Raw genomic sequence first — 20,298 nt, forward strand, 5'->3', positions numbered from 1 at the left:
CCGGTCGCTCGCAGGAACGTCGCTGATGGATACGCAATCGCGCCCCGAGCACGCCCCTCATCGTTATTTCACGCGGGAGGAATGGGCGAGCCTCAGGGCCGACACGCCGCTGACGCTGGATGAAGACGATCTGGCGCGGCTCAGAAGCCTGAACGACCCGATCTCGATCAGTGACGTGATCAGCATCTACCTGCCGCTGTCGCGCCTGCTCAGCCTCTACGTCGCCGCGACGCAAGGCCTCTATAACGCGACGCGCACCTTTCTCGGCTCGGCCGAGGGCAAGACGCCCTTCATCATCGGGATTGGCGGCTCGGTCGCGGTCGGAAAATCCACCACGGCCCGCGTGCTGCGCGCGTTGCTCACCCGCTGGCCCAATACGCCGAAGGTGGCGCTGATCACCACGGATGGTTTCCTCTATCCCAACGCCGTGCTCGAGCGCGAAGGGCTGATGGAACGCAAGGGCTTCCCCGAGAGCTATGATCTCCCGGCCCTCCTCGATTTCCTGTCCGACATCAAGGCGGGCGCCGAGAAGGCCTCGGCGCCGGTCTATTCCCACCTCGTCTATGACATCGTGCCGAACGAGCGCGTCATCATCGACCGGCCGGACATACTGATCGTCGAGGGGCTCAACGTGCTGCAGGCGCCGCGCCTGCCGCGCGACGGCAAGGCGGTGCCCTTCGTCTCGGATTTCTTCGATTTCTCGATCTATATCGATGCCGCCGAGGCGGACATTCACCGCTGGTATGTCAATCGCTTCCAGCGCCTGCGCGAGACGGCGTTCCGCGACCCCAACTCCTATTTCCATCGTTATGCGATGATTTCCGACGAGGATGCGCTGGCGATCGCCGAGCGGCTCTGGTCGCGGATCAACCTCGTCAATCTGCGCGACAACATCCTGCCGACCCGGCCGCGCGCCGATCTGATCCTGCGCAAGGGCCACCGCCACCTCATCGAGGAAGTCGCGCTGCGCCGCATCTGAGAAAGCGAGGCGCGGCGCGGTTTTCCCGCCTTGGATTGCCACTCGTTCGCAGTTGCGAAGATAGGCGTTGAAGCGCGCCCGCGCGGGTGTTAGGTCGCCCGGACGCTTCGCCACGGGAAGGTCGATCATGAAGAGCTGGACGGATAAGAGGACGCTTGTCGCGCTCGGCTCGATCGTGATCGCGGTCGTCGTGATGGCCCTCAAATATGTGGCCTATCTCCAGACGGGCAGCGTCGCGCTCTATTCGGATGCGCTCGAAAGCGTCGTCAACCTGATCACGGCGCTCGCCGCCCTCTGGGCGATCCGCGTCAGCAACAAGCCGGCCGACAGCGACCACCAGTTCGGACACCACAAGGCGGAGTATTTCTCCGCCGTGCTCGAAGGCGTGCTGATCGTGCTCGCCGCCATGCTGATCATGCGCGAGGCCTGGTTCGCCTTTTCCGATCGGCGCGAACTGGAGAATGTCGGCTTCGGCATGGCGCTCAATATCGGCGCGACCGGCATTAACGGGCTCTGGGCGCTCTATCTCTTCCGCTTCGGCCGCCAGCGCCGCTCGCCCGCCTTCATCGCCGAGGCGTGGCACCTGACGAGCGACGTGGTCAGCTCGGCCGGAGTCCTGATCGGCCTGGTCCTCGTCTATGTCACCGGCTGGACCGTCCTCGATCCCGCCATGGCCGTGCTGGTCGCCCTCAACATTCTCTGGTCGGGCTGGCGCGTCATCCGCGATTCCGTCGGCGGGCTGATGGATCATGCGGTTTCGACCGCCGTGGAAAGCGAGATCCGCACCACGATCTCGCTGGAAGCGGAAGGCGCGATCGAGGTGCACGAGTTGCGGACGCGGAGCGCCGGCCGCGCTATCTTCATCGAGTTCCATCTGGTCGTGCCCGGCTCGATGACGGTTGCGGCAGCGCATGCGATCTGCGACCGGCTCGAGGCGGCGCTGCAAAAATCGGTCGAGGGCGCCGAGGTTCTGATCCATGTGGAGCCGGAGGCCGAAGCGCTCCATCACGGCGTTCTGGTGCTCTAGCCTATCTATCTGGTCGCGTTTTCTTCACGCGAACCGCGTGCCACTTCGCTTGAAAGCGCTTTAGGCGCCGCCAAGCTTGATTTTCCGCTCGGAAATCTCGATATCGGGCGCAACCCCTTATCCTGAGAAAAAAGCGAGAGTTCGCAATGTCCAACGATACGCAGTCCACGCCCGGTTCCGAAACGCCTGCCGAGGCGCAGTCGGCAGCCGCCGCGGGCGAGGCGGCCGGCGGAGCTGAGGCGCGCATCGCAGCGCTCGAAGCCGAGACGACGGAGCTCAAGGATCGCGTCCTGCGCACCATGGCCGAGATGGAGAATCTCCGCCGCCGCACCGAGCGCGAAGTCGCCGATGCGCGCCAGTATGCGATCGCCGCCTTTGCCCGCGACATGCTGACCGCCGGCGACAATCTGGCCCGCACCATCGAGGCCGTGCCGGAAGGCGCGCGTGCCGGCAACGAGGCGCTGACGGCGCTGATCGATGGCGTCGAGATGACCGAACGCGACCTGCAGAAGTCGCTCGAGAAGCACGGCGTGCGCAAGCTCGATCCGGTCGGCCAGAAGTTCGATCCGAACCTGCACCAGGCGATCTTCGAGGTTCCGACCGAGGAGAAGCCGGCCGGCACGGTCATGCAGGTGATGCAGTCGGGCTATGTCATTGGCGAGCGCGTGCTGCGCCCGGCCATGGTCGGCGTCGCCAAGGGCGCGCCGAAGCCGAAGCCCACCGCCAAGCCCGAGACCGAATCGACGGACGGTTCGGCCAGCTGATCAAGGAGGCGTGATTGGATCCAGTGCTCCTCCACGCCCTGGATCTGGTCGGTGTCGCCGTCTTCGCCATCACCGGCGCCCTCGCCGCCTCGCGCAAGGAACTCGACCTGGTCGGGTTCGCCTTTCTCGCGGCGATCACGGGCGTCGGTGGCGGCACGTTGCGCGACGTCATTCTCGGCGCGACGCCGGTGTTCTGGATTCGCGAGCCCGGGCCCGTCATCCTCTGCGTCGTCGCGGCGGTCGCCGTCTATTTCGTCGCGCCTTTCGTCGAATATCGCTATCGCCTGCTGCTCTGGGCCGACGCGGTCGGCATATCGGGCTATTGCGTCATGGGCGCCGCGCGGGCGCTCGATGCCGGGGCGAGCCCGTTCGGCGCAGTGGTGATGGGCGTGATGACGGCGTCCTTCGGCGGCATCATCCGCGATATCATTGCGGGCGAACCCTCGGTCATCCTGCGCAAGGAAATCTATGTGACGGCGACGATGGTCGGCGCGGCGCTCTTCGTCGGCGGCCATATGCTCGGCCTCGGCTTCTGGCCGGCGGCCTTCCTCGGCGCAATCGCGGCCTTCATCGTGCGCGCCGGCGCGCTTTATTTCGGCTGGACACTGCCGACCTACCGCTCCCGCCCCGGGCGCGAATTTCCGCCGCGCTGAGCCGGCCCGCGCCGTTCGCTTGGCCGTGCCTCAGGCCGCGTAGCGGGTCGCGTCGACGCCGTAATGATTGACGTAGCGCTCGTTGATCGCGGCGACGGGCATGACGATCAGCACATCCGTCGTTCCGAACTGGCGGTCGATCACCGCGCCCTCGCCGACATAGGCGCCGAGCCGCAGATAGCCCTTGATCAGCGGCGGCAGCGCGTGCAGCGCCTTCTTCATGTCGATCGCCTCCGGCGGCAGGCGGTCCATCGCCACATGGCGGCCGGGCAGGGCGCCGACCGACCAGTCGGATGGCGCGCGCGCGTGATGGTGCAGGAAGGAAAGCTGCAGGGCGAGCGCATCCGGATTGGTGCCCTCCAGCGAGGCACAGCCGATCATCACGTCGATGCGGTGGGCGCGGACATAGGACCAGATGCCGTGCCAGAGCAGTTCGACCGTGCGCTTGGTGCGATAGGGCGGCAGCACGCAGGAACGGCCGAGCTCCAGGAAGCGCAGCCCGTTATGGCGCGCGACCAGCGGGCCGACATCGAATTCGTTCGCGGTATAGAAGCCGGAATAGCGGTCGGCGACGTCCTGGCGCAGCAGGCGATAGGTGCCGACAATGGCCGCCTCGCCCGATTTGGTCCGCGTATCATGGTCGATGACCAGCAGGTGATCGCAGATCGCGTCGAAGGCGTCGCGATCGCGGCGCGACATCTGGGTCTGGATATCGGCAATCGCCGACATTTCCTCGTAGAAGACCTTGTAGCGCAGCTTCTGCGCCTTCTTCACTTCGCGGGGTGTCGTCGCAAGGCGCACCTCCAGCGCACCGATCCGGCCGAGCGGTTCGGGCGGGATCGAGACCGGACGAAGACCTTTCGGCATGGGCAGCCTGAACCCCTGAAGCATGCGCCGGGACAGATCCGGCAACGCCGCGATGGGTGCGGGCATCTGAATGCCGCGTTCAAAAACCGAACTGCCACCGCGCTTGATCATAACATGATCCCCTCATGCGCCACATCCCCTCGGGGAATGCGAGGCCAAACTACCATCGCACAGGTAAACCACGCGAATCATACAGTTTGGTGACGAAGGGACTCGGTTACGTCGCGGCGCCGGATCGCCTCGTCCACGGCCTGCCTGAGAAAGGCAGGCGAAACGGGCTTTTCGAGAAAGAAATCCGCGCCGGCGGCAAGGGCTGCGTCCCGGATCGCGCCCTCGGCGGCGGCGCTCATCCCGGCGATAGTAAGCCGGGGAAGCTGATCGTGATCCTGCCGCAACGAGCGAATCAGCGCGATGCCGTCATCGGCTTCCAGATGAATATCGGCGAGGACGAGATCGAAGTTCGATTGCGCGACCGCCGCATGTGCCGCCGCCGCATTGCTGGCGGTGGTGACGGCATGGCCGAGCCGCTCGAGCAACGCGCGCATGAGCAGCGCATTGACCGGATCGTCCTCGGCCAGCAGGACGGCGAGCGGCCTGCCCTCATGGGGGCGATCGGCATGGATGCGCGCCCGATCGAGCGGATCGGCATGAAACGCATCGCGGCTGTCGATCGTCTCGGCCACGATCCGCATCAGCGACGCCCGGCGGATGGGGCGGATCAGATAGGCGTCGAGCCCTTCGCCGCGCATCTGGTCGACCTGGCCGCGTGCCGCCGGCTCGATCAGGATGATGATCGGCACCGCGAAGCCCGCCGCCTCGCGCAGTGCTTCCACAGTCGCGCGCCTGTCGCCGGCGATGCGTGCATCGAGCAGCACCGCGTCGAAGGCCTGGTTGGCGGCGCGTGCGGTTTCCAGGCGGCGAACCGCGCTGGCGATATCGGCCGCGCGCGCGATACGCGCCTCGGCCGCTTCGAGCAGGGAGGCCGTCGCGTCCAGTTCCAGCGACGGCTCGGCGATGATCAGCATGCTCCGCCCCGGCAGGCGCTCGGCGGTGGGCTGTTCGGTGCTCCATTCGATGATGGGTAGGTCGAGCGCGAAGCCGAAAATCGAGCCGCCGCCCGGCCGTGAATCGAGCGTGAGCAGCCCACCCATGCGCTCGACGATGCGGCGCGAAATGGCGAGCCCGAGACCGGCGCCGCCGCGCATCGTCGAGGCACGCTCGAAATCGCCGAAGATGCGCGCTCGGTCGGTCGGGGCCACGCCCGGGCCGCTATCGCTGACGGTGAAGGCCAGCGTGACGGACTGGTTCACCGGCGGCCCGGCCGCCTCGACCGCGAGCACGACAGCGCCCCTCTCGGTAAAGGCGATCGCATTGCTCAGCAGATTGATCAGGATCTGGCGCAGGCGAACCTCGTCGACCAGGACGCGCGGCAGCCCTTCGGTCGCGCGTGTCGCGAGGCCAATGCGCTTGGCGTGCGCCCGCGGCGCCAGCAATTCGGCGATCTGCTCGATGAGGGGCTCGATGTCGATGGGTGCGGGTTCGAGCGCGAAGCGGCCGGCGGCGATCCGCGATGCATCGAGCAGGTCCTCGACGAGGCGCGCCAGTGCGGCGCCGGAATCGTGCAGCGCCCGGACATAGGTGAGTTGCTCGGCCGAGAGCGGCGTTTCGGCCAGGAGGTCGGCGAGGCCGAGCATGCCATGCAGCGGCGCCCGCATCTCATGGCTGACGGTTGCGATCGGCAGTGCCGCGAGTTCGTGTCGCGCCGCCTCGGCGCTGGCGTCGGCGCGCTGGCGATCATGCTGCTCCCAGACGGCATCCTGCAGCGCTTCCAGCCGCTCGGACGCCGCGCGACGCAGCGCGCGCAGGCGCAGGGTGAGCACCGCCGCAACCGCCAGCGCCATCAGCGCGAGCGCCAGCGAGAGCGCGGCAGCCGCAAAGCCGGGCCGGACAATGGCGCCGGCAAGGAGCGCGGCGATCGGCAGGCCGGCGAGAAGAATGATGATGACCGCGTGCAGGCGGAAGCGTCGTCCTTCGGCCGTTGCGAGCCAGCCCTCGTCAATGCCGAGCGCCATGCCCCGGACGCGCCGGGGCGGGCGCAAGGCGCCTGATGACGGCTGGACCGGGTCGATCGACATTCGGATTTCCTGATCGGCGGGTCGAGGACTGCAAGGCTCGAGGGCTGCAAGGGTCGGTGGCGCGAAGCCAGCCGATCATGCCCGATCTTGATTGCGAAATGCTTGCGCGCGTGGCGGTCGCGTGGATGGCCGGCGCCCGATGGCGCTGAACCGCTTCGGTGGTTCCCAACCGAATCAGGGCGACCGGCCTATCCATCCTGCCCGGTCTCTGTCGAAGCGGGCGAGCCTGTCGCCGGCGTTCAGGCTGCCGCGCTCAGCCGGTCGCCGCTCGTGCGATAGCTCAGCGCCTCGGCGAGGTGCAGCCGGCCGACCGTTTCCGATCCGTCGAGGTCGGCGATGGTCCGCGCCACCTTGAGCACGCGGTGATAGCCACGCGCCGAGAGCTTCATGGCGCTCGCCGCTTCGGTGAGCAGCGCGCGCCCGGGCTTGTCGGGCGCGGCGATCGTCTCGATCAGGCTCGAGGCACATTGCGCATTGGTGAGAATGCCGGCGCGGCCGAGCGCTCGGAACCGCTCGGCCTGGACCGCGCGCGCGGCCGCGACCCGCTCGGCCACCACGGCGCTCGCCTCCGTGCGCCCCGGCGCGATCAGGTCGGCGGCGGTGACGGCTGGAACCTCGATGCGAAGATCGATCCGGTCGAGGAAGGGACCCGAGAGCCGCGCCTGATAATCGGCGGCGCAGCGCGGTCCGCGCCGGCACTGATGGCCGGGCTCGCCCGCCATGCCGCAGCGGCACGGATTCATGGCCGCGATCAGCTGGAAGCGCGAGGGATAGCTGACCCGGTGATTGGCACGCGCGATCACAGCCTCGCCGGTTTCGAGCGGCTGGCGCAGCGAATCGAGCACTTGCGGCGTGAATTCCGGCAATTCGTCGAGGAAGAGCACGCCATGATGGGCGAGCGAGGCTTCGCCCGGCCGCGCGCGCAGCCCGCCGCCGACCATGGCCGCCATCGAGGCGGAATGATGCGGCGCGCGGAAAGGCCGCCGATCCGTCAGCCTGCCGCCGACCAGTTCGCCGCCGATCGAGGCCACCATCGAGACCTCGAGCAACTCCTTCGGCGAGAGCGGCGGCAGGATGGAGGGCAGGCGGCTCGCCAGCATGGATTTGCCCGCGCCGGGAGGGCCCATCATCAGGAGGTTATGTGAGCCAGCGGCGGCGATTTCGAGCGCGCGCTTCGCCGTCTCCTGGCCCTTGATGTCGGCGAGATCGGCGAGCAGGGGCGGCTCGCGCATCAGCGCCGGCTCCGGCCGGGTCAGACGTTGCGTGCCCTTGAAGTGATTGGCGAGCGCAATCAGGCTGCGCGGCGCCAGAATGTCGATTTCGCCGCTGGCCCAGGCCGCCTCGGGCCCGGTCGCGGCGGGGCAGATCAGGCCTCGCCCCATCGCATTGGCGCCGATCGCGGCCGGCAGAACGCCCGCGACCGGGGCGATGGTGCCGTCGAGCGCCAGTTCGCCCAGCACGGCATAGGCCGCGAGCTGCTCGCCGGGCAGCGCGCCGAGCGCGGCCATAAGGGCTGCTGCGATCGGCAGGTCGTAATGGCTGCCTTCCTTCGGCAGGTCCGCCGGCGCGAGATTGACGATGACGCGCTTCGGCGGCAGCGCCAGGCCGGAGGCATGCAGCGCCGAGCGCACGCGCTCCCGGCTCTCGGCCACGGTCTTGTCGGCGAGGCCGACGATCAGGAAGGCGGGCAGCCCAGGCACGATCTGGACCTGCACGTCCACCGCGACCGCCTCGACGCCCTGGAATGCCACAGTGGTAACATGCGCAACCATGATCTTGCCCCCGCACCAACCTGACCTTAGGTCAGCTTCGGTCCGAACTCAAGAACAAGACGGGAACAAAATACGCCTGTCGGTTGTTTTTGTGCTGTAGGCGGTTGTGGTGCTGGAGCATCGGACCGAAAAGTGGAGTCCGGTTTTCGGGTCGATCCGATGCGCAAACAAAGAGATAGATCGCCTCTTTGCGTCCGCGAGGACGCATGGCGATCTAGCGGCGGGCCTCGATGGCGTCCCAGACGAGCGCCGCGATATCGGCGCCGCCGAAGCGCTTCACTTCGCGGATGCCGGTCGGCGAGGTCACGTTGATCTCGGTCAGGTAATCGCCGATCACGTCGATGCCGACGAAGATGAAGCCGCGCGCCTTGAGCTCCGGTCCGATCGCCTCGCAGATCTCGCGGTCGCGCCGCGTGAGCTCGATCGGCTCCGGCCGCCCGCCGACATGCATGTTGGAGCGCGCCTCGCCATCGGCAGGGACGCGGTTGATCGCTCCGACCGCGACGCCGTCGACCAGGATGATGCGCTTGTCGCCGGCGCGCACGTCGGGAAGGTAGCGCTGCACGACATAGGGCTCGCCGCGATAGGCGGCGGCGAAGATCTCGAGCAGCGAGCCGAGATTCTGGTCTCCCTCGGAGAGACGGAACACGCCGGCGCCGCCATTGCCGAAGAGCGGCTTGATGATGATGTCGCCATGCTCGTTGCGGAAGCGGCGGATCTCGTCGGGATCGCGCGAGATCAGCGTCGGCGGCATCAGCGCGGGATATTCGGTGACGAAGATCTTTTCCGGCGCATTGCGCACATGGGCCGGGTCGTTGACGACGAGGGTCTTCGGATGGATGCGCTCCAGCAGATGCGTCGTCGTGATGTAGCCCATGTCGAAGGGCGGATCCTGGCGCATCAGCACGGCGTCGAAGGTGGAGAGATCGGCCCGCTCCGCCTCGCCGAGCGAGAAATGATCGCCGGGCAGGTCGCGAACCTGTACGGGCTCGATCATCGCCTCGACGCGGCCGTCATTCAGCGACAGCCGGTCGGGCGTGTAGTGATAGAGCGTGTGGCCGCGCTTCTGTCCCTCGAGCATCAGGGCGAAGGTGGAATCCCCGCGAATATGGATCTTCGAGATGTGATCCATCTGGACGGCGACGGAAAGCGACATGAAGGCCCCCTTGGAGCGTTTCGCGGCCAGACCTGTTTGGCGGGCGCGAGACGGATGCGAGATCGGACAAGCGATAGTCCCGGTGCCGGCCTCATGGCCGGCGCGGTACCGCGTAGTTTCGGCTAGCCTTATCTCGCGCGCGGGCGGTCAATTGCAATCCCGGCTCAGCGGTCGAGCGAAAAAGCATCGATCAGATGGTGCGGCAGCCGCCGGGGCGCGAGCGCCACGACGTCGAAGCGGAGGTTGAGCGCGAGCGCATCCGGATTGCGGGCGAGAAAGGCCTCCGCCGCGCGGAGGATCCTTCGCCTTGCCGTGGGAGAAATGGCGAGAAGCGCGTCGTCCCGGCTGCGGCGCTGCTTGACCTCGACGAAGACCAGCGTGCCGCCACGGCGCATGATCAGGTCGATTTCGCCGACCGGTGTCTTGAAGCGCCGCGCGACCAGCCGATAGCCCTTCAGGTTGAGGAAGAGCGATGCGATCGTCTCGGCGAAACGGCCGCGCCGCTCGGCCGATTGCCGGTCGGGTCTGTTCGGGCCGCGTGGCCGGCGCTCAGGACTCCCCGTCGGCATCGTCCTCATCGTCATCTGCCGCCGCCGATTTGAGCGCCAGCGCGCGCTGGTAGAGATCACGCCGGGCAAGGCCGGTCTCCGTCGCTGCAATTTGCGCCGCTTCGCGCACGGGGTGGTCCGCGAGCAGGCGTTCGAGCAGGCTGTCGACGTCGTCGGCGTCGGGCGTCACCGCGAGCGGCGGGCCGAGCAGGATGACGATCTCGCCCTTCGGCGTCGGCTCGGCGGCGAATTCGGCCGCAAGCGTCGCGAGCCGGCCGCGGCGCACGGTCTCGAACGTCTTGGTCAGTTCCCGCGCCACGACGGCCGGGCGATCGGGCCCGAGCGTTTCCGCCATGTCGGCCAGTGCCTCGGCGGTGCGGTGCGGCGATTCGTAGAACACCAGCGTCGCCGGGACATTGGCGAGCTCGGCGAGCCGCTTCTTGCGCCCGACGGTCCGTGTCGGCAGGAAGCCGGCGAAGAGGAAGCTGTCGGTGGGAAGCGCGGATGTGACGAGGCTCGCCAGAAGCGCCGAAGCCCCGGGGATCGGCACGACCGTGTGGCCGGCCTCCAGCACCGAGCCGACGAGGCGGAAGCCGGGGTCCGAGACGAGCGGCGTGCCGGCGTCGCTGACCAGCGCTACGACCTTGCCGGCGTCGAGCGCGGCGATGAGCTTCGGCCGCTGCTGCTCGGCATTGTGCTCGTGATAAGCGAGCAGCGGCGTGTCGATCGCGAAATGGCGCGTCAGCACGCGCGTGACACGGGTGTCCTCACAGGCGATCAGGTCAGCCGCGGCGAGGGTCGCCAGTGCGCGCAGCGTGATATCGCGCAGATTGCCGATCGGGGTCGCGACGATATAAAGCGCGGATTCGATCAGCGGGGCGCGAAAGGCGTTGCCTTCGATCGCATAGCTTCGGCCCATCGCCTCGATCGTTGGCGCATCGGTCGGGCTCATCGCGCTTGGCCAGCGTGATGGGGAAGTGACACCTGTTGTGAAAACACTGAAAACACGCGGTTTGGCCTCTCATTCGTCAACATCCCTTCTCTATTGTTAACCCTTCGAACCGTTGAGGAGAAGGTGCGGTGGGGTTGCCCGGGGGCGTTCGCTTGGATCGCAGGTTCTTTATGTTGGGTTCGGCTGCGAGTGCGGCCGGCCTTCTGGCGGCCTGTTCGCCTACGGCGCGGGAATCGGCATCGCCGGGCGCCGCCGCAGCGACGGCCAGCCAGCCCGCGACCGGCGAGACGATTGGTACCGGCACGGTCCGCGTCGCGCTCCTGGTGCCGAGCTCGGCCACCGGCAATGCCGGCCTGATCGCCGCGAGCCTCAAGAACGCCGCGACGCTGGCGCTGCGCGAGTTCCAGGGCGCCAACCTGCAGATCCTGGTCAAGGACGACAAGGGAACGCCGGAAGGCGCCCGTGCCGCCGCCGCCGAGGCGATCTCGCAAGGCGCCGAATTGATCATGGGACCGCTCTTCGCGCCGTCGGTCACGGCGGCGGCTGCGGTCGCCCGGCCCGCCGGCGTCTCGATCGTGGCGTTCTCGACGGATACCAATGTCGCCTCGCGGGGCGTCTATCTGCTGAGCTTCCTGCCCCAGACCGATGTCGACCGGATCATCGGGTTCGCCGGCTCGCGCGGCAAGCACGCCATCGCCGCCCTGCTGCCGGCCAATGGCTACGGCACGGTGGTCGAGGCGGCGTTGCAGAAATCAGTGACCATGAACGGCAGCCGCATCGTCACCATCGAGCGCTACACGCTCGATCGCGTCGCGATGCAGCAAAAGGCCGAAGCGATTGCGGCCATTGTCCAGAAGGGCGAGGTCGACGCGCTGTTCATGCCGGATGCCGGCGATGCGGCGCCCTTCCTGGCGCAGATCCTTTCGGCGCGTGGCGTGCGGCAGGGCCAGGTTCAGCTGCTCGGCTCCGGCCAATGGGACGATCCCCGCATCACGCAGGAATCGGCGCTGCGCGGCGGCTGGTATCCGGCACCGGACAAGTCCGGCTTCAACGCCTTTGCGGCCCGCTATCAGGCGGCGTTCGGAGCGGCGCCGCTCCGGGCCGCCTCGCTCGGCTATGACGCGACCAGCCTTGCCGCGGGCCTCGCCGCCCGCTTCGGCGACAAGCGCTTCACGGCGGACACGATCGCCAATCCGAGCGGCTTCCTGGGCGTCGACGGTGTCTTCCGATTCCTGCCCGACGGCACCAACCAGCGCGGCCTCGCGGTCTATGAAGTCGGCAGCGGCACGGCGACGCTCATCGATCCGGCACCGAAGACATTCTCGCGCGCCGGAGCGTGAGTTCCCGTCAGGCCGCCAGGTCGGCGACGACCGCGTCGAGCACGAAGGATCCCGAGCGGGTGGCGCGGACGTGATGGTCGCCGATCCGCTCGACCATGCCATGGGCGATCAGGTCGGCCATGCGGCCATGATCGAGGCTGCGGCCGGAGATCGCCTTGTAGCGCCTCAGATCGATGCCCTCGACGAGGCGCAGCCCCATCAGCAGCAATTCGTCGCCTGATTCTTCCGGCGTCAGTACGTCGTCGGTCTCGATGCCGTCGCCCCAGGATTCGACGCGGGCGAGCCATTTCTCGGGCTCGCGCGCCGTGGCCGTTGCATGGCGGCGGCCGTCGACGACGAGGCGGCCATGCGCGCCCGGTCCGATGCCGGCATATTCGCCATAGCGCCAATAGACGAGATTGTGCCGGCATTCCGCGCCCGGCGCGGCATGGTTCGAAATCTCATAGGCCGGCCGGCCGTGCCTTTCGCAGATCTCCTGCGTGATCTCGAACAGGGTCGCTGCCGTATCCTCGTCCGGGATCACCAGCTTGCCGGCCTTGTAGAGCTTTTCGAACATCGTGTCGGGCTCGATGGTGAGTTGGTAGAGCGACAGATGGTCGGAAGCGCGCTCCATGGCGGCGGCGAGTTCTGCCGCCCAGAGCGCCGGCGTCTGGCCGGGGCGCGCATAGATCAGGTCGAAGGAAATGCGTGGGAAGGTCGAGCGCGCGATCTCGATCGCCTTGAACGCTTCTTCGGCATTGTGCAGCCGGCCGAGCGCCTTCAGATCGACGTCGTTGAGCGCCTGTACGCCGAGCGAGACGCGGTTGACGCCGGCAGCGCGATAGCCGCGGAAGCGCTCCGCCTCGACGCTGGAAGGATTGGCCTCCATCGAGATTTCAGCATTCGGCGATACGGTCCAGACGCGAGCGATCGCATCAAGGATCGTGCTGACCGTCCGTGGCTCCATGAGCGACGGCGTGCCGCCGCCCAGAAAGATCGAATCGACCGTGCGGCCCGGCGCCCGCGCCGCCGTCGATTCGAGCTCCGCGATGAAGGCCTTGGCGTAGCGATCCTGATCGACGCCCTGATGGCGGACATGCGAGTTGAAGTCGCAATAGGGGCATTTGGCGGCGCAGAACGGCCAATGCACATAGACGCCAAAACCCGGATCGATCGGCTCGCTCACGCGGATCAGGCTCCCAGTTCCGCTTCGGCGAAAAGGGCGAAGGCGCGGGCACGATGCGAGAGCGCATCCTTCCGACCCGCCGACCAGCCGTGCTTTTCTTCTTTTTCCATCTCGCCGAAGGTCCGCTCATGCCCCTCGGGCAGGAACATCGGATCATAGCCGAAGCCCTGCGTTCCACGCGGCGGCCAGACCATCGTGCCCTCGATCTCGCCGCGATAGTAGCGGATCTCGCCATCGGGCCAGGCGAGGCACAGCACCGAGACGAAGCGGCCTGTGCGCTTGTCGGGGGTCAGCGCGCCGGCGAGCTGCATCTTCTCCTCGACATTGCGCATGGCGCGGGCGAAATCCTTGTCGGCGCCGGCCCAATCGGCGGAATAGACGCCGGGCTCGCCGCCGATCGCATCGACGCAGACGCCGGAATCATCCGAGAGCGCGGGAAAGCCGGAGCCCTTGGTGGACGCTATGGCCTTGATCGCCGCATTCTCCTCGAAGGTCGTGCCCGTCTCCGGCGGTTCGGGCAGGCCGAGTTCGCCGGCCGAGACCACCTTGAGGCCGAAGGGCGCCAGCAGGTCGGCGAATTCGCGCAGTTTGCCCTTGTTGTGGCTGGCGACGACCAGCGTATCGCCGGGCTTCAGTCGGTTCGTCATGGCGCCTCAGAGGATCGCGAGTTTCTGCAGTTCGACGAGTTCGGCGATGCCGCTCTTGGCGAGGCCGAGCATGGCGGTCAGTTCCGCCTCGTCGAAGGGCTTGCCTTCGGCCGTGCCCTGGATCTCGACAATGCCGCCGGAGCCGGTGATCACGAAGTTCGCATCGGTCTCGGCCTCGGAATCCTCGGCATAGTCGAGGTCGAGCACGGGCTGGCCGCGATAGATGCCGACGGAGACGGCGGCGACGTGATCGCGGATGACCTTCGGGCCGACCATCTGCCGGGCTTTCATCCACTCGATGCATTCATAAAGCGCGATGAAGCCGCCGGTGACGGAAGCGGTCCGCGTGCCGCCATCGGCCTGCAGCACGTCGCAATCGATGGTGATCTGCTTCTCGCCGAGATGGACGAGATCGACCACGGCGCGGAGCGAGCGGCCGATCAGGCGCTGGATTTCCTGGGTGCGGCCGGATTGCTTGCCGGTCGCCGCCTCGCGGCGCATGCGATCACCGGTCGAGCGGGGCAGCATGCCATATTCGGCGGTGACCCAGCCCTTGCCCGTGCCGCGCAGCCATGCCGGCGGCTTTTCCTCGAGGCTCGCCGTGCACAGCACATGCGTATCGCCGAACTTGACGAGGCACGACCCCTCCGCATGCTTGGCGACACCGCGTTCGAGCGAGATAGCGCGCATGGCGTCGGCGGCGCGTTTGGAGGGGCGCATGGGCAAATCCTGACTGTTTCGTTCGCCCGCTTGTAGCCGTCGAGCGCCGCTGACGCAAAGCCCTGCTTGAAGCCGGCGCAAAAATTGACACCTAATAGGATATGAACCAGGCCGAAGGACCGAAGTGAGTTGAGCGGCGACCGCATTCCACCGGAAGCGACGACATCGGCGCTGGCGGCGCTCGATAGGCGCTCGCGCGAGATCTTCCGCCGTATCGTCGACAGCTACCTCGAGACCGGCGAGCCGCTCGGTTCGCGCAATCTCGCGCGCATCCTGCCCATGGCGCTGTCGCCGGCCTCGATCCGCAATGTGATGTCGGATCTTGAGGGCCTTGGCCTGATCTATGCGCCGCACACCTCGGCCGGCCGGCTGCCGACGGAAAGCGGCCTGCGCCTGTTCGTCGATGCGATGCTGGAAGTGGGTGACCTTACATCCGAGGAGCGTCGCGATATAGAAAGCCGTGTCGCGGCGGGCGGAACCGCACGCACGGTCGATACGCTGCTCTCCGAGGCTGGCCGCATGCTGTCGGGCCTTTCGCGCGGCGCCGGCATCGTGCTCGCCTCGAAGGTCGACCAGCGAATCAAGCATATCGAATTCGTCCGCCTGGAGCCGACCAAGGCGCTGGTGATTCTGGTCGGCGAGGATGGGTCGGTCGAAAACCGTCTGATCGAACTCGATCCCGGCACCACGCCGTCAGCGCTCGTCGAAGCCTCTAACTATCTCAATATGCATCTGCGCGGCCGCAGCCTTTCGGAGGCGCGGCTGGAATTGCTGCGGCGGCAGGAGAGCGCCCGCGCGGAGCTCGACCAGCTGACGGCCGGCCTTGTCGATGCCGGCCTCGCCTCCTGGGCCGAAGCCGCGGCCGGGCGGCCGGATACGCTGATCGTGCGCGGCCAGGCCAATCTTCTGGAAGACGTGCACGCTGCCGGCGATCTCGAGCGCATCCGCCTGCTTTTCGACGATATCGAGACGCAGCGCGAACTCGTGCGCCTGCTCGGTTCGGCCGAACAAGGCGACGGCGTGCGCATCTTCATCGGCTCGGAAAACAAGCTCTTCTCTCTCTCCGGTTCTTCGCTCGTCGTCTCGCCCTATCGCGATTCGGAAAGCCGGGTGGTCGGCGTGCTCGGCGTGCTCGGGCCGACCCGCCTCAACTATGCCCGCATCGTGCCGATGGTCGACTATACGGCCAAGCTCGTCGGCCGCCTGATCGGCTGAAAACCGCGACCGCTTGGCGCCTGTACAGCTCCGCGGCGAGCCGATATGAGAACGGTTCGAATGAACTGGAGGCGAGCATGACGGCGGGTACCGACAAACTGGTCACGGTCTTCGGCGGATCCGGCTTTGTCGGACGCCATGCGGTGCGGGCACTGGCCAAGCGTGGCTGGCGCGTGCGCGTCGCTGTGCGCAGGCCCGACCTCGCCGGCCATGTCCAGCCGCTCGGCGCCGTCGGCCAGATCATGCCGGTCCAGGCCAATCTGCGCTATCGTTGGTCGGTCGATCGCGCCGTTGAAGGCGCCGATGCCGTCGTTAACCTCGTCGGCATATTGAACGAAAGCGGCCGCCAGACCTTTGGCGCCGTGCAGAGCTTCGGCGCCCGCGCCGTCGCCGAGGCGACGCGCGCGGCCGGCATTCCGACGCTGGTGCATCAGTCGGCGCTCGGTGCCGATGCCAATTCGGCTTCGGCCTATGCGCGTTCCAAGGCCGAGGGCGAGGCGGCTGTCTTCGAGACGGTTCCCGGCGCCGTGGTGCTGCGGCCGTCGATCGTGTTCGGGCCGGAGGACGATTTCTTCAATCGCTTCGGCGATCTCGCCCGCCTGCTGCCGGCATTGCCGCTCATCGGCGGCGGCGAGACCAAGCTGCAGCCGGTGTTTGTCGGCGACGTCGCCGAGGCGATCGCCCGTGCCGTCGACGGCACGGTCGAGCGCGGCAAGATCTATGAGCTCGGCGGCCCCGAGGTGAAGACCTTCCGCGCCTGCCTGGAGCTGCTGCTGGCCGAGATCGAGCGCCCGCGCCTGCTGCTGTCGCTGCCGTTTGGATTGGCGCGCGCCATCGCCAGTGTCGCGCAGATGCTGCCCAATCCGCTGATGACGGTCGATCAGGTCAAGCTGCTGGAGAGCGATAATGTCGTCTCGCAGGCGGCGATCGATCGCGGACTGACCTTGAAGGGGCTCGGCATCAATCCGGCGAGCCTCGAGGCGGTGCTTCCGTCCTATCTCGTGCGTTTCAAGCCGCGCGGCCAGTTCGACCAGAAGCGCGCGACCTGATCATCCTGACCGGGGGAGGGTTCGCACCCTCTCCACCTGACTCCTGAAGACCGTCAGCCGGATTTGACTGTGTGCTCACCCGAAGGTGAGCACGGCAGCAAGGCCGATCGCGCCGACCACGATCCGCCAATAGGCGAACGGCGCGAAGCCGCGCCGGCTGACGAAGTCGAGCAGGTGGCGGACGACGAAGACGCCGGCAATGAAGGCCATCACGAAGCCGACGACGATGTTGAGCGCGGCCGCGCTCGTGATCACGTCGCGGTTCTTGTAGAGGTCGAAGGCGAAGGCGCCGACCATGGTCGGCATGGCGAGGAAGAACGAGAATTCCGCCGCTGCACGCTTGTCGCTGCCGAACGCCATCGCGGCGACGACCGACGAGCCCGACCGCGAGACACCCGGGATCATGGCCAGGCACTGGGCGACGCCGATCCCGAAATAGACCGCCATCGGATAATCCATGATGTCGCGATAGCGCGGGTTCAGGTCGAGCCGGTCGACGATCAGCAGGATGAAGCCGCCCACGATCAGCATGATGCAGATCAGCATCGGGCTCTCGAATAATACGGTCTTGATGAAATCATGCGCTGCAGCACCGATGACGACCGCCGGCAGGAAGGCCACGAGGATGCCGACGACGAAGCGCCGCGTGCGGGGATCGGTCGGCAGGTCGCGCAGCATCTTGATCAGCCGCGTCGAATAGACGCTCAGAATGGCGAGGATGGCGCCGAGCTGGATCAGCACCTCAAAGGCGCGCCCGGGGCTCTCAAATCCAAGAAAATGGCCGGCGAGAAGGAGATGGCCCGTCGAGGAGACAGGGATAAATTCGGTCAGGCCCTCGATCAGGCCGAGCACCGCCGCATCCAGCAAACTCTGGGTATCCATAACCGCTCCCGTCAATATAGGGCGTCGCGACCAGCCGCGAATCGGCTTGATCCTTGTTGCAATGCACGCCTATATGCGGGCCTTGAAGCCGAGCTTGCAATCGGACGAACCGCCGCAAAATCGCTTCGATTCCCCGTCAATTGTTCGCCGTGACAATGTCCCTCCTCCACCACCACCCTTTTTCCGCAGCTTCGCGCTTCGTCCGCCTCGTGCTGGCCGAGTATGACGAGACGGTCGAGTTCGTCGAAGAAAAGCCCTGGGTCCGCAATCCGGCGCTTCTGGTCATGAACCCCGCCGGCACGTTGCCGATCTTCGTCGACGACAATGACACGGTCGTCTCCGGCGGCTCGGTGATCGCGGAATATCTGGTCGAAACCAAGGGTGCGCGCATGGGCGAGATGCGGTTGATGCCCGAGCACGCCGCCGATCGCGCCGAGGTGCGGCGGCTGGTCGACTGGTTCTCGCACAAGCTTCACGGCGAAGTGACGAACTATCTCGTGACGGAGAAGGTCTACAAGCGCCGCATGACGACGGCGGAGGGCAATAATTCGCCGGACGCGGCGGCCATTCGCGCCGCGCGCGCCAATATCCGCTATCATATCCAGTATATCGGCTATCTGGCGTCGCGCCGGAACTGGCTCGCGGGCCGCGAATTGTCGCTCGCCGACTTCGCCGCCGCGGCCGAGATCTCCTGCGTCGACTATCTCGGCGAGGTGCCATGGGACGCGGACGAAGCGGCGAAGGCGTGGTATGCGCGGGTGAAGTCGCGCCCGTCCTTCCGCCCGCTGCTGAACGACGCGCTCCGGGGCGTGCCGGCGGCGACCCACTACGCAGACCTGGACTTCTGAGCCCGCCGGCGCTCGACAAGGAGAAGTCGCGCCTCGTCGCCGATGCGAAGGCCGAGGGCTTCGATGTCGTTCGCATCGCGGCGCCGGACGGCATCCCGCTCGCACCGGCGCGGCTGCGGCAGTTTCTCGATGATGGCCATCACGCCTCCATGGGCTGGATGGCGGAAACGGCCGAACGCCGCGCCGACCCGCGCGTGCTCTGGCCCGATGTCCGCTCCATCGTCATGCTCGGCCTCAACTATGGTCCGGACGCCGATCCGCGCGGCCTCCAGGCGCGCAAGGACCGTGGGGCGATCTCGGTCTATGCCCGCAATCGCGACTATCACGACATCATCAAGGGCAAGCTGAAGCTGCTCGCCGGGCGCCTCGCCGCGCGGACCGGTGCCGAGGTCAAGGTGTTCGTCGATACGGCGCCCGTGATGGAGAAGCCGCTCGCCGAGGCGGCCGGGCTCGGCTGGCAGGGCAAGCACACCAATCTCGTCTCGCGCGAGTTCGGCTCGTGGCTGTTTCTGGGTGCGATCTTCACGGCGCTGGAACTCCCCCTCGATGCGCCCGAGCGCGACCATTGCGGCTCCTGCCGCGCCTGCCTCGACGCCTGCCCGACCCAGGCCATTCCCGCGCCCTATCGCCTCGATGCGCGCCGCTGCATCTCCTATCTGACCATCGAACATGCCGGCCCGATCCCGGCCGCATTCCGCGCGGCGATGGGAAACCGGATCTATGGCTGCGACGATTGCCTCGCCGCCTGCCCGTGGAACAAGTTTGCCCAGGCGGCTTCGGAGATGAAGCTGAAGTCGCGGCCCGAGCTCGAGGCGCCTCGGCTCGCCGATCTCGCGGCGCTGGATGATTCGGGCTTTCGCGCGCTCTTCGCCGGCTCGCCGATCAAGCGCATCGGCCGCGACCGCTTCGTCCGCAACGTGCTGATCGCCATCGGAAATTCGGCCGATGCGGCATTGCTTCCCTCGGTTCTGGCGCTGCTGGACGACCCGGCCCCCATCGTGCGCGGCGCGGCCGTCTGGGCGGTTTCGCGACTGGACCCGACGGAATGGGCTGCTCAAAAGACGGCACGCCATGCCAGCGAGCCGGATCCAGAAACGCGGAAGGAATGGGTGGCTTAGCCTGCCATCTGCAGATGGCGCGAGGGTTCCGGCACCGCATGGCCCATATCATGAGCGGCTTCAATCCAGCTCAGGATCGCATCCTGAACGTTCGAGACCGCTTCCTCGGGCGTAGCCCCGTCGCTCATGCAGCCGGGAAGATCCGGAACGGATGCGAGAAAACCGCCCCCATCCTCGATAGAAAGCGGTTGAACGACGATCGGATATCGAAGCGGTGTCACGTTGATTGTCTCACACGATCGATAAAGGCGACGAGAAGACGAATATATATGGCCTTGATGGGCCGCTTGGAAGGAATTGTCAGCTTTTCGTCAAGAGCTGCATGCGCGACTTTATAATGCGAGCCGCCGCCGCGCGGCGGCTCGCAGAAAATGCCGAACTCGCGGCAGACCGCTTCAACGTCGGCGATCGTCCAATCGGCGGCCGGACCAGATCGCATCCGCTCCAGCCGCTTGCTCATC

General features: G+C 66.9%; 21 protein-coding genes. 9 read left to right on the plus strand and 12 right to left on the minus strand.

The window, feature by feature from the left end; all coding sequences use genetic code 11:
- The first annotated feature begins 25 nt into the window (after window positions 1–25).
- From coaA to QO014_RS09100, 4 genes are all read left to right on the plus strand, one after another.
- Window positions 26–979 carry a type I pantothenate kinase gene (coaA, locus tag QO014_RS09085; RefSeq protein WP_266348363.1) on the plus strand — a complete coding sequence of 318 codons (954 nt, stop codon included), beginning with the start codon at window positions 26–28 and terminating at the stop codon, window positions 977–979.
- A gap of 127 nt (window positions 980–1,106) precedes the next feature.
- On the plus strand, window positions 1,107–2,006 hold the full coding sequence (locus QO014_RS09090; RefSeq protein ID WP_266348364.1) for a cation diffusion facilitator family transporter: 900 nt from the start codon (window positions 1,107–1,109) through the stop codon (window positions 2,004–2,006).
- A gap of 146 nt (window positions 2,007–2,152) precedes the next feature.
- Complete coding sequence (grpE, locus tag QO014_RS09095; RefSeq protein ID WP_266348365.1) at window positions 2,153–2,770, plus strand: nucleotide exchange factor GrpE; 618 nt, start codon at window positions 2,153–2,155, stop codon at window positions 2,768–2,770.
- A gap of 14 nt (window positions 2,771–2,784) precedes the next feature.
- Window positions 2,785–3,423, plus strand: coding sequence for a trimeric intracellular cation channel family protein (locus QO014_RS09100; RefSeq protein WP_266348366.1), 639 nt, complete (start codon window positions 2,785–2,787; stop codon window positions 3,421–3,423).
- A gap of 30 nt (window positions 3,424–3,453) precedes the next feature.
- Here the strand turns inward: QO014_RS09100 and olsB are convergent, their stop codons facing one another.
- The 6 genes from olsB to rsmI form a co-directional block, all read right to left on the minus strand.
- Complete coding sequence (gene olsB / locus QO014_RS09105) at window positions 3,454–4,314, minus strand: l-ornithine N(alpha)-acyltransferase (protein WP_266348617.1); 861 nt, start codon at window positions 4,312–4,314, stop codon at window positions 3,454–3,456.
- 164 nt (window positions 4,315–4,478) lie between these two features.
- Complete coding sequence (locus tag QO014_RS09110) at window positions 4,479–6,425, minus strand: hybrid sensor histidine kinase/response regulator (protein ID WP_266348367.1); 1,947 nt, start codon at window positions 6,423–6,425, stop codon at window positions 4,479–4,481.
- Between the two features lie 239 nt (window positions 6,426–6,664).
- Window positions 6,665–8,197: a YifB family Mg chelatase-like AAA ATPase gene (locus QO014_RS09115; RefSeq protein WP_266348368.1), complete on the minus strand. Its 1,533-nt coding sequence runs from the start codon at window positions 8,195–8,197 to the stop codon at window positions 6,665–6,667.
- A gap of 214 nt (window positions 8,198–8,411) precedes the next feature.
- The gene (gshB, locus tag QO014_RS09120) at window positions 8,412–9,353 is read right to left on the minus strand and encodes a glutathione synthase (protein WP_266348369.1); all 942 of its coding nucleotides are present in this window, start codon (window positions 9,351–9,353) and stop codon (window positions 8,412–8,414) included.
- Between the two features lie 164 nt (window positions 9,354–9,517).
- Window positions 9,518–9,922: a YraN family protein gene (locus tag QO014_RS09125; RefSeq protein ID WP_266348370.1), complete on the minus strand. Its 405-nt coding sequence runs from the start codon at window positions 9,920–9,922 to the stop codon at window positions 9,518–9,520.
- On the minus strand, window positions 9,903–10,853 hold the full coding sequence (rsmI, locus tag QO014_RS09130) for a 16S rRNA (cytidine(1402)-2'-O)-methyltransferase (protein WP_266348371.1): 951 nt from the start codon (window positions 10,851–10,853) through the stop codon (window positions 9,903–9,905). Before rsmI ends, QO014_RS09125 begins: the two co-directional genes overlap by 20 nt.
- Window positions 10,854–11,023: 170 nt before the next feature.
- Between rsmI and QO014_RS09135 the strand changes: the two genes are divergently transcribed.
- Window positions 11,024–12,193: a penicillin-binding protein activator gene (locus tag QO014_RS09135; RefSeq protein ID WP_266348372.1), complete on the plus strand. Its 1,170-nt coding sequence runs from the start codon at window positions 11,024–11,026 to the stop codon at window positions 12,191–12,193.
- 7 nt (window positions 12,194–12,200) lie between these two features.
- On the opposite strand, the gene hemW is transcribed toward QO014_RS09135, so the two are convergent.
- The 3 genes from hemW to rph are packed head-to-tail and all read right to left on the minus strand — an operon-like array spanning window position 12,201 to window position 14,725.
- Complete coding sequence (gene hemW, locus QO014_RS09140) at window positions 12,201–13,358, minus strand: radical SAM family heme chaperone HemW (protein ID WP_266348373.1); 1,158 nt, start codon at window positions 13,356–13,358, stop codon at window positions 12,201–12,203.
- Window positions 13,359–13,363: 5 nt separating this feature from the next.
- Entirely contained in the window at window positions 13,364–14,005 is a 642-nt protein-coding gene (gene rdgB / locus QO014_RS09145) for an RdgB/HAM1 family non-canonical purine NTP pyrophosphatase (protein WP_266348374.1), read from the minus strand.
- A gap of 6 nt (window positions 14,006–14,011) precedes the next feature.
- Window positions 14,012–14,725 carry a ribonuclease PH gene (gene rph, locus QO014_RS09150; RefSeq protein WP_266348375.1) on the minus strand — a complete coding sequence of 238 codons (714 nt, stop codon included), beginning with the start codon at window positions 14,723–14,725 and terminating at the stop codon, window positions 14,012–14,014.
- A 129-nt stretch (window positions 14,726–14,854) separates the two neighbouring features.
- Between rph and hrcA the strand changes: the two genes are divergently transcribed.
- On the plus strand, window positions 14,855–15,940 hold the full coding sequence (hrcA, locus tag QO014_RS09155) for a heat-inducible transcriptional repressor HrcA (RefSeq protein ID WP_370877114.1): 1,086 nt from the start codon (window positions 14,855–14,857) through the stop codon (window positions 15,938–15,940).
- 77 nt (window positions 15,941–16,017) lie between these two features.
- The gene (locus tag QO014_RS09160) at window positions 16,018–16,989 is read left to right on the plus strand and encodes a complex I NDUFA9 subunit family protein (protein WP_266348376.1); all 972 of its coding nucleotides are present in this window, start codon (window positions 16,018–16,020) and stop codon (window positions 16,987–16,989) included.
- Between the two features lie 75 nt (window positions 16,990–17,064).
- Here the strand turns inward: QO014_RS09160 and QO014_RS09165 are convergent, their stop codons facing one another.
- Window positions 17,065–17,871: an undecaprenyl-diphosphate phosphatase gene (locus tag QO014_RS09165; RefSeq protein WP_266348377.1), complete on the minus strand. Its 807-nt coding sequence runs from the start codon at window positions 17,869–17,871 to the stop codon at window positions 17,065–17,067.
- A 155-nt stretch (window positions 17,872–18,026) separates the two neighbouring features.
- Here QO014_RS09165 and QO014_RS09170 point away from each other — a divergent pair, with 155 nt between their 5' ends.
- Together QO014_RS09170 and queG are read left to right on the plus strand one after the other, a co-directional pair.
- The gene (locus QO014_RS09170; protein ID WP_266348619.1) at window positions 18,027–18,719 is read left to right on the plus strand and encodes a glutathione S-transferase family protein; all 693 of its coding nucleotides are present in this window, start codon (window positions 18,027–18,029) and stop codon (window positions 18,717–18,719) included.
- Entirely contained in the window at window positions 18,617–19,837 is a 1,221-nt protein-coding gene (gene queG / locus QO014_RS09175) for a tRNA epoxyqueuosine(34) reductase QueG (protein WP_266348378.1), read from the plus strand. The genes QO014_RS09170 and queG overlap by 103 nt, the downstream gene beginning before the upstream one ends.
- Here queG and QO014_RS09180 read toward each other — a convergent pair.
- Window positions 19,834–20,058, minus strand: a complete 225-nt coding sequence (locus tag QO014_RS09180; RefSeq protein ID WP_266348379.1) for a type II toxin-antitoxin system HicB family antitoxin — start codon at window positions 20,056–20,058, stop codon at window positions 19,834–19,836. The two genes, queG and QO014_RS09180, sit on opposite strands and share 4 nt — an antisense overlap.
- On the minus strand, window positions 20,055–20,297 hold the full coding sequence (locus tag QO014_RS09185) for a type II toxin-antitoxin system HicA family toxin (RefSeq protein ID WP_266348380.1): 243 nt from the start codon (window positions 20,295–20,297) through the stop codon (window positions 20,055–20,057). Before QO014_RS09185 ends, QO014_RS09180 begins: the two co-directional genes overlap by 4 nt.
- Window position 20,298: the final 1 nt, after the last annotated feature.

The organism is Kaistia dalseonensis (assembly GCF_030814715.1).
Classification (GTDB): domain Bacteria; phylum Pseudomonadota; class Alphaproteobacteria; order Rhizobiales; family Kaistiaceae; genus Kaistia; species Kaistia dalseonensis.